The 13,321-nt window shown below is 63.6% G+C and carries 10 protein-coding genes; 9 read left to right on the top strand and 1 reads right to left on the bottom strand.

The annotated features are described in order from the left end of the window. Nucleotides 1-11 precede the first annotated feature (11 nt). The 3 genes from KBX13_RS03865 to KBX13_RS03875 are packed head-to-tail and all read left to right on the top strand — an operon-like array spanning nucleotide 12 to nucleotide 4,648. Complete coding sequence (locus KBX13_RS03865) at nucleotides 12-2,720, top strand: valine--tRNA ligase (RefSeq protein ID WP_256020792.1); 2,709 nt, start codon at nucleotides 12-14, stop codon at nucleotides 2,718-2,720. Then, the gene (locus tag KBX13_RS03870; RefSeq protein WP_070362035.1) at nucleotides 2,721-4,217 is read left to right on the top strand and encodes a folylpolyglutamate synthase/dihydrofolate synthase family protein; all 1,497 of its coding nucleotides are present in this window, start codon (nucleotides 2,721-2,723) and stop codon (nucleotides 4,215-4,217) included. It begins immediately after the preceding gene. Continuing rightward, nucleotides 4,214-4,648, top strand: a complete 435-nt coding sequence (locus KBX13_RS03875) for a DUF4233 domain-containing protein (RefSeq protein WP_070362036.1) — start codon at nucleotides 4,214-4,216, stop codon at nucleotides 4,646-4,648. Before KBX13_RS03870 ends, KBX13_RS03875 begins: the two co-directional genes overlap by 4 nt. Here the strand turns inward: KBX13_RS03875 and KBX13_RS03880 are convergent. Beyond that, on the bottom strand, nucleotides 4,645-6,111 hold the full coding sequence (locus tag KBX13_RS03880; protein ID WP_070362037.1) for an AMP-binding protein: 1,467 nt from the start codon (nucleotides 6,109-6,111) through the stop codon (nucleotides 4,645-4,647). The two genes, KBX13_RS03875 and KBX13_RS03880, sit on opposite strands and share 4 nt — an antisense overlap. A gap of 72 nt (nucleotides 6,112-6,183) precedes the next feature. On the opposite strand from KBX13_RS03880, the gene ndk reads away from it, so the two are divergent. From ndk to proB, 6 genes are all read left to right on the top strand, one after another. Continuing rightward, complete coding sequence (ndk, locus tag KBX13_RS03885) at nucleotides 6,184-6,594, top strand: nucleoside-diphosphate kinase (protein ID WP_070362038.1); 411 nt, start codon at nucleotides 6,184-6,186, stop codon at nucleotides 6,592-6,594. Nucleotides 6,595-6,922: 328 nt separating this feature from the next. Next, on the top strand, nucleotides 6,923-9,664 hold the full coding sequence (locus tag KBX13_RS03890) for a translation initiation factor IF-2 N-terminal domain-containing protein (protein ID WP_370687312.1): 2,742 nt from the start codon (nucleotides 6,923-6,925) through the stop codon (nucleotides 9,662-9,664). A gap of 200 nt (nucleotides 9,665-9,864) precedes the next feature. Next, nucleotides 9,865-10,170, top strand: a complete 306-nt coding sequence (gene rplU / locus KBX13_RS03895) for a 50S ribosomal protein L21 (RefSeq protein ID WP_070362040.1) — start codon at nucleotides 9,865-9,867, stop codon at nucleotides 10,168-10,170. Between the two features lie 25 nt (nucleotides 10,171-10,195). Beyond that, a complete protein-coding gene (gene rpmA / locus KBX13_RS03900; RefSeq protein WP_070362041.1) occupies nucleotides 10,196-10,516 on the top strand; it encodes a 50S ribosomal protein L27 in 321 nt (106 codons plus the stop codon). Nucleotides 10,517-10,628: 112 nt separating this feature from the next. Then, nucleotides 10,629-12,149 (top strand): GTPase ObgE, encoded by a 1,521-nt coding sequence (gene obgE / locus KBX13_RS03905; RefSeq protein WP_070362042.1) that lies wholly within the window; start codon nucleotides 10,629-10,631, stop codon nucleotides 12,147-12,149. A 17-nt stretch (nucleotides 12,150-12,166) separates the two neighbouring features. Continuing rightward, a complete protein-coding gene (proB, locus tag KBX13_RS03910; RefSeq protein WP_256020797.1) occupies nucleotides 12,167-13,303 on the top strand; it encodes a glutamate 5-kinase in 1,137 nt (378 codons plus the stop codon). Nucleotides 13,304-13,321 lie beyond the last annotated feature (18 nt).

Below are 13,321 nucleotides of genomic sequence, written 5' to 3' on the forward strand. Positions count from 1 at the left end.
GATAGTCAACCGTGACTGACGCGACTGAACATTTGGTAGGCAAGAACCGAGCCGATGCGCTCCCGAAGTCTTGGGAGCCCGGCGAACACGAGCAGGCTTTGTACGAGGGCTGGGTGGAGAAGGGATACTTCACCGCCGACGCTTCCTCGGACAAGCCTGCTTATTCTGTGGTGCTGCCCCCGCCGAATGTGACGGGCCAGCTGCACATGGGCCACGCCCTGGACCACACGCTCATTGATGTTATGGTGCGCCGCAAGCGCATGCAGGGCTACGAGGTGTTGTGGTTGCCGGGCATGGACCACGCGGGCATCGCTACGCAGACGAAGGTCGAGGCGAAGCTGAAGGCCGAGGAGGGCAAGGACCGCTACGACTATGGCCGCGAAGAGTTCGTGGACAAGGTATGGGAGTGGAAGCACCAGTACGGCGGCACCATCACCACGCAGATGCGGGCTATCGGTGACTCCGTGGATTGGTCGCGCGAGCGCTTCACGCTTGACGACGGCCTCTCGCGCGCAGTGCAGACGATCTTTAAGCAGCTGTACGACGCCGGAATGATCTACCGCGACTACCGCCTGGTGAACTGGTCGCCGGTGCTGGAGACCGCGGTGTCCGACATTGAGGTCGTTTATAAGGACGTTGAGGGCGAGTTCGTCTCCATCCGTTACGGCTCGCTCAACGACGACGAGCCACACCTGGTCGTTGCCACGACCCGTGTTGAGACCATGCTGGGCGACGTCGCCATTGCCGTCCACCCAGACGACGAGCGCTACACGGACCTGGTTGGCCAGGAGTTCGACCACCCGTTCCGCGATGACCTGAAGATTCAGGTGATCGCCGACGATTACGTCGATATGGAACTGGGCACCGGCGCGGTGAAGATCACGCCTGCACACGACCCGAACGACTACGAGATGGGCCTGCGCCACAACCTGGACATGCCGATCATCATGGACGAGACCGGCCACATCGCCGACACCGGCACCAAGTTCGATGGCATGAGCCGCGAAGAGGCTCGCGTCGCGGTGCGTGAGGCGCTGGCGGAGCAAGGGCGCATCGTCAAGGAGGTGCGCCCGTACGTGCACTCGGTGGGCCACTCGGAGCGCTCCGGTGAACCGATTGAGCCACGCCTGAGCCTGCAGTGGTTCGTCAAGGTTGAAGAGCTGGCGAAGATGTCCGGCGATGCGATCCGCAACGGCGATACGAAGATTCACCCGGCATCGATGGAGAAGCGCTACTTCGACTGGGTGGACAACATGCATGACTGGACGATTTCGCGCCAGCTGTGGTGGGGCCACCGCATCCCGATCTGGTACGGACCGAATGACGAAGTGGTCTGCGTCGGCCCTGACGAGGAGCCGCCGGCTGGCTACACCCAGGACCCGGACGTGTTGGATACCTGGTTCTCCTCTGCGCTGTGGCCGTTCTCGACGCTCGGCTGGCCTGAGAAGACGCCGGATCTGGAGAAGTTCTACCCGACGTCCGTGTTGGTCACCGCGTATGACATTTTGTTCTTCTGGGTTGCCCGCATGATGATGTTCGGCACCTTTGCTGGAAAGAACACCCCTGAGATCCTCGGCGAGGGGGTTGACGGCCGCCCGATCATCCCGTTCACGGACCTGTACCTGCACGGCCTGGTGCGCGACGAGAAGGGGCGCAAGATGTCGAAGTCCCTGGGCAACGGCATCGACCCAATGGATTGGGTCGAGCGCTACGGCGCTGACGCGCTGCGCTTCGCCCTTGCGCGCGGCGCGAACCCGGGCGTGGACTTGCCGATCGGTGAGGACAACGCCACGTCCGCGCGTAACTTTGCCACCAAGCTGTACAACGCGACCCGCTTCGCTCTGATGAACGGCGCAGCGGTTGGTCCGCTGCCGGCCCGCGAGGAGCTGACGGACGCCGACCGTTGGATCCTGGACCGTGCCGAGGAAGTCCGCGCGAAGGTCGACGCCTACTTGGACGACTACCAGTTCGCGAAGGCGAACGAGGATCTCTACCACTTCGCGTGGGATGAGCTGTGTGACTGGTACCTGGAGATCGCAAAGACCCAGATCCCGCGTGAGGGCGAGACCGCGCAGGGCCGTAACACGCAGATCGTGCTCGGCCGCGTGCTCGACGTGGTGCTGCGCCTGCTGCACCCGACGATGCCGTTCATCACCGAGGCCCTGTGGACCGCGTTGACGCAGCAGCCTTCGGTGACGCAGGCGCCGTGGCCGACTGCGGAGGACACCAATGGTGGCGTCGAAACGGATGATGTAGCGCGCCGCAGGATCCAGGATGCGATCAAGCTGATTACCGAGCTGCGTCGCTTCCGCGCTGACCAGGGTGTGAAGCCGAACCAGAAGGTGCCGGCGAAGCTTGACTTTGCCAAGGCGGACCTGGCTGGGCTGGAAAACGTTATCCGCGATATCGCGCGGGTGGAGACGCCTGCTGAGGGCTTTGCGGCGTCGGCAAGCATTGAGATGCGCCTGAGCCAGGCGACGCTCGACGTGGCGCTGGACACCTCCGGCACCGTCGACGTTGCGGCCGAGCGCAAGCGCCTGGAGAAGGAACTCGCGGCGGCGGAGAAGGAGCTCGATACCACTGGCCGTCAGCTTGGCAACGAGCAGTTCCTGGCGAACGCGCCGGAGCAGGTCGTTGAGAAGATCAAGGTGCGCCAGCAGGTTGCGAAGGAAGAGTTCGCACGTGTGACCGCGCGCCTGGCGCAGCTGCCGGAGGCGTAGATGGCCGACAATGCTGACCTGCCGGAACTTCCGGAGCTACCCGAGCAGTTCGATATCTCCGTCGAGGAGTCCGGGCTACGCCTGAACCTCGGTGCGCCGCAGGCGGAGGAGGCGGAAGACGTCGTCGCGCGCGAGGTCACGCCTGAAGACCTTGCAGCGCTGCGCGAAGTCCAGCAGCAGCTCGAGGAGCGCTGGGGTGAGACGCAGATCGACCCGACGCTCGAGCGCGTCGAGTACGTCATGGACCTGCTGGGTTCCCCGCAGCGTTCGTTCAAAGCGATTCACGTCGCGGGGACGAACGGGAAGACGTCGACAACCCGAATGATCGAGTCGCTGCTGCGCAGCCTCGGGCACCGGGTGGGGCGCACGACGAGCCCGCATCTGCAGTTGATCACCGAGCGCATCGGGATCGACGGCCAACCAATCCACCCCGCGGACTTTGTGCGCATTTACGAGGAAATTCAGCCGTACCTCGCGATGGCTGACGACCACTTCGGCCAGCCGCTGAGCTTCTTCGAAGCCATGGTGTGCATCGCCTACGCCGCGTTTGCCGACGCCCCGGTGGACATCGCCGTGGTGGAAGTCGGCATGGGTGGCCGCTGGGACGCAACCAACGTGATCGACGCGGACGTCAACGTGATCATGCCGATCGGCATCGACCACACGCAGTACCTCGGCGACACCATCGAGCAGATCGCGGGCGAGAAGGCCGGCATCATCACGAATCCGGACTCCGTCACGGTCATCGCCGACCAGCAGCCGGAGGCCATGCGCGTAGTGCTGGAGCAGACCGTCCAGGTCGGTAGCGCCGTCGCGCGCCTCGGCTCCGAGTTCGGCGTTGAGGAAGCCGGGGTGGCCGTCGGAGGCCAGCAGCTACGGCTGCGCGGGCTCGCCGGCAGCTACGACGACATCTTCCTGCCGCTGTCCGGCCCACACCAGGCCCGCAACGCGGCCGTCGCGCTCGCGGCGGTCGAGGCATTCCACGGTGCACACGCCGAGCACCCGCTCAACATCGAGGCGGTGCGGGAAGGCTTTGCGGCGGTCCGCTCTCCGGGCAGGCTCGAGCGAGTGCGCGCCACACCCACCACGTTTATCGACGCCACCCACAACCCACACGGCGCAACCGCCCTCGCGGAGGCGCTGCAGCACGACTTCGACTTCACCCGACTCATTGGCGTGCTGGGCATCCTCGGTGACAAGGACGCCGCTGGCATTTTCCAGGCGCTAGAGCCGGCGCTCACGGAAGTCGTGATTACGCAGAACTCCTCGCCACGCGCGATGGAGGCCGAAGACCTTGCCGAGATCGCCCGCTCCATCTTCGGCGATGAGCGCGTGCACGTGCAGCCGCACCTGCCGTCCGCCTACGAGCTGGCCGTTGAGCTTGCCGAGGACGCCCTTGCGGAAGTCGGCGTGCAGTCCGGCTCCGGTGTGATCATCACCGGCTCTGTCGTGACCGCGGGGGAGGCCCGCACCATGTTTGGAAAGGACCCAGAGTGAGCAGAGAAAAACGCCAACCGCCGATCAGCCCGCTCGGGCTCGGGCACGAGCCGGTCAAGGACCCAATCGCAGGACTGCGCGGAGTGCTCTCCGGCACGCTGATCATGGAATCGATCACCGTGCTGCTCATCCTGCTCGTGATTCTTAAAGTCGACGGTGGCGCCTACTGGACCACGTTCAACTGGGTGTACATCGTGGTCATCGGCGTCGCCCACGCGGTGATGGCGTTCGCGCAGAAGATTCCGGGCGCGATGTGGATTAACTTGGCCCTGCAGGTGCCGCTCATCTTTGGGTTCTTCGTGCACTGGTCGGTCACGGTGGTTGGCCTGATGTTCGGCCTGGTGTGGTTCTTCATCGTGAAGCTGCGCTCCGACATTGTGCAGCGCATGCGTGGCGGCTACCTGACCACGCAGCACCTGGACGCCGACTAGAGTTCGCGCCGCAGAATTTTCCCCGCCGCGTTGCGGGGGATGTGATCCGTGAAGGTGACTTCACGGATCTTTTTGTATCCGGCCACGCGCTCGGCAACCCACTCCATGATTTCCTCGCGGCTCAACGTAGCGCCGTCGGCGACGACGATGCAGGCGCGCGGGACCTCGCAATCGACACCGTGGGTGCGCACGATATGGCGGACGACGGCGGCGTCGGCAACCGCGGGGTGGGTGCGCAGCAGTGCCTCGAGCTCAGCGGGGGCGACGTGGAAGCCCTTGTACTTAATCACTTCTTTTGCCCGGTCGACGATGTAGACGGTGCCGTCCTCAGCCAGCGTGACGATATCCCCGGTGTGCAGCCACCCACCAGTGATCGTTGCCTGGGTTGCCTCAGGGTCGTTGCGGTAGCCCCGCATCACCTGCGGGCCCCGGATGAGCATCTCACCGGGTTCGCCGGGGGCGACGTCGTGGCCGTCGCGAAGGTCGATGATGCGGAACTGCGTGTTCGGCACCGCGAACCCAATCGAGCCCGGCTTCGACCTCCCAGCGATGCCCACGTGGGTCACCGGGGACGTCTCCGTGGTGCCGTAGCCCTGCAGGATCACCGTGCCGAGCCGCTGCTCAACGCTGTCCGCCAACGCAGCATCCAGCGGGGCGGCACCGCACACCATGAACCGGGAGTCCGCGAACGCCTCCGCGGTCGCCTCCGGGTGTCGTGAGAGCGCAAGCGCGATGGGTGGCGCAATAAAGCCCAACTCAATACGGTGCTTGCGCTGCGCCTCAATAAACGCTCCCAGGTCGAAGCCTGCCATCGTGTGAATATGGTGGTGCGCGTAGAGCGACGACAGCAGCAGTGTGTTCAGTCCGTAGATGTGGGCGAACGGCAGCGGCGCCAGTGTCGGGGTGCCCGCGCCGATACCGCTTGCGCGCAGCGCGGCCGAAAACTGCAGCATGTTCGCGCACAGGTTGCGGTGGGTCAGCTCGACGGCCTTCGGCAAACCGGTGGTACCGGAGGAAAAGGCAACCGCGGCGATATCTTCCGGCCCGGCTGGGGAGGCGCTGCGCTCGGGTGGTTCGGTGGGGGCGATGGGGGCGTCGAGAAGAACTTTGGCCTCGGCGAGCGCGCAGAGGTGGTCACGTTCGGTCGCGGTGAGACTCGTCCCCAACAAGCTTGCCGACGCCCCCACCTGCACCAACGCGAGGAAAGTGACGGCGAAGTCGATGCCGTTGGGCAGCTGCACTGCGACGCAATCCCCGGGACCGATGCCGCGGCTGCGCAACGTGGCGGCGAGCGCCAGCACCTCCTGGTGAAGCTGCGCATAGGTCACGCTTCGCCCCGTCTCGACCTCCGTGAGCGCCGGCGCCGACGCGTGCTCGCCGAGGTTGCCGAAGAGCAGATCGGTGATGGAGCGCGCTCGCGTGCCGACGTCCGGAATTGGCGGCAGGGGACTCTCATATGTCATGGAGCAAACTTTAATCACCCCCACATCAAGATGTTCGCACCCGGTGGTTGTTGTTTAGTAGGGTAGGGAGACATGACTGAACGTACACTGATTTTGATTAAGCCAGACGGCGTTGCAAACGGCCACGTCGGAGAGATCATCTCCCGCATTGAGCGTAAGGGTCTCAAGCTGGTCGAGATGGACCTGCGCACCGCAGACCGTGAGACCGCTGAGAAGCACTACGCAGAGCACAAGGACAAGCCGTTCTTCGGTGAACTCGTTAACTTCATCACCTCTGCTCCGCTGGTAGCGGGCATCGTTGAGGGCGAGCGCGCTATCGAGGCTTGGCGCCAGCTCGCCGGCGGCACCGACCCGGTTGCCAAGGCAACCCCTGGCACCATCCGCGGCGACTTCGCCCTGACCGTTGGCGAGAACGTCGTCCACGGTTCCGACTCCCCAGAGTCCGCCGAGCGCGAGATCGCAATCTGGTTCCCGAATAAGTAAGAACCACGCTTCAACCGCCCATCCTGCTGTACATGGCAGGGTGGGCGGTTTTGTTGTGTTGGCGGCGGTTTCAGCTTTGAGCATATTGCTCGTGTGGAGGTATTAAAAGAGTGCGATGCTGGTCGTTGGAAACAGATCAGGGTAGGTCAAAAGACGCGACCTGCATCGCACGCTTCTAATCGCACGCTTTGAGTGGTGGCGTTGGAATAGGCGCAGTCGGCGTCGTGTGCCACAATGGGGGCAAGCTTTTTACAACTTTCTGTAGGAACGTGTGTCAGCCGTGTGCCAGCGGGCAGAATGCTTCGCGCCCGGTTGACGCAGCTTGCAGATGCAAAAATATAGGAGCACGTACGTGGCGAAAAAATCTCATACCGAAATTCAGGACTTTGATCGATCAACCCTGAAAGACAAAATGCGGGTGTTCCAGCTCGCGAAGGCGTTGGGGGTGGCGTCGAAAGACGTTGTGGTGGCGCTGACCGAGTTGGGAATTACAAAGGTTGCGCAGTCCTCGATTACTCGGGAGGAAGCCGAGAAGGTCATCGATGCGCTGCAGCAGCCCGCGGACAAGGCTGAGGCGAAGAAGTCGAAGGATAGCAGCGACGAAAAGATCCGCGAGCGGGTGCGCAAGGACGTAGAAAACGAAATCCACCAGATCGAGGAGAAGGTGGATGCCACCTTCGAGGTCGCCGACGAGCCGGAGCAGGAACCAACACCAGAGCCTGAACCGGAGTCTGCACAAGAGCCGGAGCCCGAACCTGAAGAGGAAGCAACGGTCGAATACGCGCCGATCTTCAAGGCGCCGACGCGTCCAAAGCGCCGCCGAGCAGTGCGCACCTCCGAACCGAAGGAAGCGGATGAGGATGCCGCACCGAAGGGTGAAGTTGAGGAGCCCAAGGAGGAAGAACCTAAGGTCGAGGTTATTGACGAGCCGAAGGGGATCAGCGGTTCCGCCCGTCTGGAGGCGCAGCGTCGTCGGCGGAGTGAGCGTCGAGAAGCGGAGCGCCAGCGCTCCCGTATTGTTTCTGAGGCGGAATTCCTTGCGCGGCGCGAGTCGGTGCACCGCACGATGGTGGTGCGCGAGCGCGACCGCAACGACGGCCCAGGCCGCATCACGCAGGTAGCGGTCCTGGAAGACGGGCTGCTTGCGGAGCACTTTGTGTCCATGGACGATAACGCGTCGATCATCGGCAATATTTACATGGGCCGTGTCCAGAACGTGCTGCCGGGCATGGAAGCGGCGTTCATCGACATCGGAACCGGGCGCAACGCGGTGCTCTACGCCAGCGAGGTTGACTGGAAGGCTGCGAAGCTTGGCGGAAAGAAGCGCAGGATTGAGCACGCACTGAAGTCCGGCGACCAGGTGATGGTGCAGGTCTCGAAGGATATTAACGGGCACAAGGGTGCTCGCCTGACAACGCACATTTCGCTGGCCGGACGTTTCCTCGTGTACGTGCCGGGTGGCCGTAACGCTGGGATCTCCCGCAAGCTGCCCGTCACCGAACGCAAGCGCCTCAAGGGCATCCTCAACGAGGTTGTGCCTGGCAAGGGTGGGGCGATTATTCGTACGGCTGCCGAGGGCATGTCGAAGGAAGCGATTGCTGAGGACGTCCAGCGCCTGCACAAACAGTGGGAAATGGTGCAGGAAAAGGCAGAAGCCGCGAAGAACGGGAAGGGCTCGCGCCCGGTGCTGCTCTACGAAGAGCCGCGCCTGATCGTCCGCGTCGTCCGCGACGTCTTCAACGAGGACTTCTCTGAGTTGATCATCGACGGCAAGAAGTCCTACAACATTGCGCACGCTTACCTGCAGTCCGTCGCGCCTGACCTGTTGGACCGCGTGACCAAGTTTGACCGCTCCGAACACGACGGTGCCGACGCCTTTGCGGAGCATCGCATCGACGAGCAGGTCCAGAAGGCGCTTGCCCGCGTGGTGTGGCTGCCGTCGGGCGGCACGCTCGTTATTGAGCGCACCGAGGCCATGACGGTGATTGACGTCAACACCGGCAAATTCACTGGCTCCGGCGGCAACCTCGAGGAGACGGTCACCGCGAACAATTTGGAGGCCGCGGAGGAAGTCGTCCGCCAGCTGCGCCTGCGCGACATCGGCGGCATGGTGGTCATCGACTTCATTGACATGATCCTGGATGAAAACAAGGAGCTGGTGCTGCGTCGCCTGAAGGAAACGCTGGGCCGTGATCGCTCCCGCCACCAGGTCTCCGAGGTCACCTCGCTCGGCCTGGTGCAGCTGACCCGCAAGAAGCTCGGCGATGGTCTGCTTGAGACCTACTCCAAGCCGTGCGAGTGCTGTGGTGGCCGCGGTGTGATCATCACCGAGGAGCCTGTAGAGCACGCGACGTACAACCCGGAGGAAGACGACCTGCAGCACCGCGGTGGCCGCGGCAAGCGTCGCGGGAAGTCGAACGGCGAGCGTTCCAACAAGAAAGCGGAGGAGAAGCGCCGCAGCAAGCTGGACGAAAAGGCTATCGACGAGCTGGTCGGCTCGGTTGTGTCCGAAGACAATGAAGCACACGAGGACAACGACGAGCCGAAGCCGCCTACAGTAGGTGAATCCTCCAAGCGCGAGTCCGGTTTGCGCCGCCGTGGACGTCGAGGCACGAGCCGCGGGCGTGGGCGCGCGCAGGAACAGGACAAGCCACAGGACAAATCGCAGGAGCAGGCTCAGGAGAAAGGCAAGTCCGAGCAGACGTACGAGGAGGCCGTCGACGCCTTCGAGCGCTCCCCGCGCCGGAAGCGAGCGACCCGCGGTAACTCCCGTTCGGACCACAAGCCAAAGCGCGAAGATTTCGAACGCCAGGAGCACGTTAAGGAACCTGTGAAGGAAGCTCCACGCGAGGAAGCGCAAGAGCAGCCGAAGGCGAAGGTGACGGAGTCTCCTCGCCGGCGCGGGCGTCGGCGCGCAGTGCGCAAGACGTCCCAGCCGCAGCAGCAGGAGCAGCCGAAGGCGAAGGAAACGAAGCAGAAGGCAACCAAGCCTGCGACGAAGAAACAGGAGTCGAAGGCGAGTGCGCGGCGCAGGCGGCGACGCGCGACACGCCGAACCTCTTCCAAATAGAGGAGCAGTGGGGTGCGGTTTGATAATCGCACCCGCTTCTGTGTAGTATTTGACAGTCGCTGTTTTGGGCTGTGAAGCCGCGCCGTTTACGCATGCAGGCACGGTGGAACGCGAAAGGCCACAAAGCGCTAGAGAACTGTACCAACTGTCTTCTGTGCATGCGGGGAGACACAACGAGTTTAGATAAGGGGTAACCCTCTATGTACGCGATCGTCAAGACTGGCGGCAAGCAGTACAAGGTTGCCGAAGGCGACCTAGTCAAGGTCGAGAAGATCGAGGGTGAAGCGGGCGACAAGGTTGCCCTCACCCCGGTTCTGCTCGTCGATGGCGCGGATGTCACCGCAGGCCCTGATGCTTTGTCCAAGGTTTCTGTTGAGGCTGAGATTGTCGAGCACGGCAAAGGCAAGAAGGTCGACATTCTGAAGTACAAGAACAAGACCGGCTACAAGGTCCGCCAGGGCCACCGTCAGCCACAGACAACCATCAAGATCACTGGTATCAAGTAAGACTTCCATCTAAGGAGATTCAGACATGGCACACAAGAAGGGTGCATCCAGCTCCACGAACGGTCGTGACTCAGAGTCGAAGCGCCTCGGTGTGAAGCGTTTCGGTGGTCAGCAGGTAAAGGCGGGCGAGATCCTCGTTCGTCAGCGCGGCACCAAGTTCCACCCAGGCGACAACGTCGGCCGCGGTGGCGACGACACGCTGTTCGCACTGGCAGCTGGCGCAGTCCAGTTCGGCATTAAGCGCAACCGTCGCATCGTCAACATCGTCCCAGCGGACGGCGAAGGCGTTTCGGCAGAGGTGCTCGAGGCTGCAGAGGCAGCTGGCGTCGCACAGGAAACTGCGTAACCCGTAGCAATACTTGAAACACCGCACACCCCGACCGGGTGCGCGGTGTTTTTCTTTCCCACAACCCGGTACCCTCCACTACTAGAACTCTTTTGCAAGGAAGGCGGAACTAATGGCCCAATTTGTTGACCGCGCGGTGCTGCACCTCCAGGCCGGTGACGGCGGACATGGCTGTGTCTCTGTCCACCGCGAAAAATTCAAACCCCTCGGCGGGCCGGATGGTGGCAACGGCGGCCACGGCGGCGATATCGTGCTGGAGGTATCCAACCAGGTGCACACGCTGTTGGACTTCCAGTACCGCCCGCACGTTAAGGCGAAGCGCGGCGGCAATGGCGAGGGTGATCACCGAAACGGCGCCCGCGGAGAGGACCTTATCTTGGAGGTCCCAGTTGGAACCGTTGTGCGTAGTGAGGACGGGGAAATCCTCGCCGACCTGACGGTGCCGGGTACTCGTTTCCTTGCGGCTGAAGGCGGCTTCGGTGGGTTGGGCAACGCGGCTCTTGCCACCGCGAAGCGGAAGGCCCCGGGCTTCGCGCTCAAGGGTGAGCCTGGCGAAGCACACGACTTGATCCTCGAGCTGAAGTCCATGGCGGATGTGGGGCTAGTGGGGTTCCCGTCGGCGGGGAAGTCCTCGCTGATTTCGGTGCTTTCGGCCGCGAAGCCGAAGATCGCGGATTACCCCTTTACGACGCTCGCTCCGAACCTTGGCGTGGTCAACGTCGGCGACGATACGTACACTATCGCGGACGTGCCCGGCCTGATCCCTGGCGCGAGCCAGGGCAAGGGCCTGGGTCTGGACTTCCTGCGCCACATCGAGCGCACCGCGGTGCTCGCGCACATCGTGGACGTGGCCACGATGGAGCCGGGGCGCGATCCGATCTCTGACATTGAGGCGCTCGAGCACGAGCTTGACTCCTACGCCGACCAGCTTGACCTGGACTCTGGTCTCGGTGACCTGCGTGAGCGCCCTCGCATCGTTGTGCTGAACAAGATGGACGTGCCGGAGGCCCGGGAGCTCGCGGAGTTCTTGGAGGACGACATCAAGGAAAAGTTCGGCTGGGATGTATACATGATCTCCACCGCGACCCGCGAGGGCCTTGACCCGCTGAAGTGGGCGCTGTGGAACATCGTGGAGCGTGCCAGGAAGCGTCGCGTGAAAGCCGAGAAGGCAACTCCTACGGAGGTGCTGCGACCGAAGGCGGTTGCGCCAAGGCGCCGTGGGCACGCGCAGGAGGGCGGCATCGAAGTTGTTCCTGACCCGATGTGGCCGGGCGGCTGGCTGGTCACTGGCGAGAAGGCGGAGCGCTGGATTCGCCAGACCGACTTCGAAAACGACGAGGCGGTCGGCTACCTCTCGGACCGCCTGAACAAGGCCGGCGTGGAGGACCAGTTGCGCAAGATCGGCGCGAAGGAGGGTGACACCGTCACCATCGGCGAGATCTCGTTTGATTGGGAGCCATCGCGAGCGGGTGACCCAACCATGGCGGGACGTGGCCAGGACGCCCGACTCTACGACACCACGCGCGCGTCCGCATCGGAGCGCAAGCGCGCGTCCCAGGCGCGCCGCGGCCTTATCGACGAGTTCGATTTCGGCGACGGGGAGACAGCCGACCGGGAACGTTGGCAGGGTTAGCGCTACACTGAGCTGCTATGAACGCAGCAACAACTACGGAGGCGCAGCTTCGCGAGCACATTGCTGGTGCGAAGCGGGTCGTCGTCAAGCTTGGTACCTCCTCACTGGTCAATGAGGATTCCTCGGTGAGCAGGGTCAAGATTGACCGCCTCGTTGATGCGCTGGTGGACCGCATGGATGCGGGCACCGACGTCGTGGTGGTGTCCTCCGGCGCGATCGCGGCGGGCATGAGCCCTCTGGGGCTGCGAACGCGCCCGCGCGACCTTGCGACGAAGCAGTCCGCCGCGGCCGTGGGGCAGGTGCACCTCGCGCAGGAGTGGGGTGCTTCCTTTGCTCGGCATGGCCGCACGGTGGGCCAGGTGCTGCTGACGCAGGCCGATGCCGGCGTGCGGGAGCGCGCGCGGAACGCCCAGCGCACGATCGACAGGCTGCGGCAGCTGGGCACTGTGCCGATCGTGAACGAGAACGACACGGTGGCGACCTCCGAGATGCGCTTCGGCGATAACGACAGGCTCTCGGCGATTGTGGCGACGCTCATCGGAGCCGATGCGCTCGTGTTGCTTTCAGACGTCGACGGCCTCTACGACCGCAACCCGGCCGACCCGAGCGCGCGCTTTGTCTCTGAGGTCCGCACCGGCGCTGACCTCGAGGGCGTCGTGGCCGGTGACGGTGGTGCGCTCGGGACCGGGGGGATGGCGGCGAAGGTGTCGGCGGCGCGGCTCGCAGCCCGCGGCGGAGTGCCAGTGCTGCTGACCAGCGCGACCAAAATCTCGCAGGCGCTGCAGGACGCAAGCTGCGGAACCGTATTCCACACCCGTGAGCAGTCAACGCTTAGGGCATGGAAATTCTGGGCGCTCTACGCCGCGGACGCTGAAGGCGTGCTGCGCCTGGATAAAGGCGCCGTGCAGGCCGTCACCAGTGGGGGCACGAGCTTACTCGCGGTGGGTATCACCGACATCGAGGGGGACTTCCACGCCGGTGACATCGTGGAGATCCTGGGGCCCGATTCGGAAGCCGTCGGGCGCGGCGAGGTTGCGTATGATGCCGCGGAGCTTGCCGGCATGCTGGGCAAGCACACGGATGAGCTGCCGGAAGGGCAGCGCAAACCCGTCGTGCACGCCGACTATTTATCAAATTTCGCCACCCGTCTGTAAATACACGCTAGGTTGGGG

The organism is Corynebacterium sp. CCUG 51687 (assembly GCF_024453995.1).
Lineage (GTDB): Bacteria > Actinomycetota > Actinomycetes > Mycobacteriales > Mycobacteriaceae > Corynebacterium > Corynebacterium pseudogenitalium.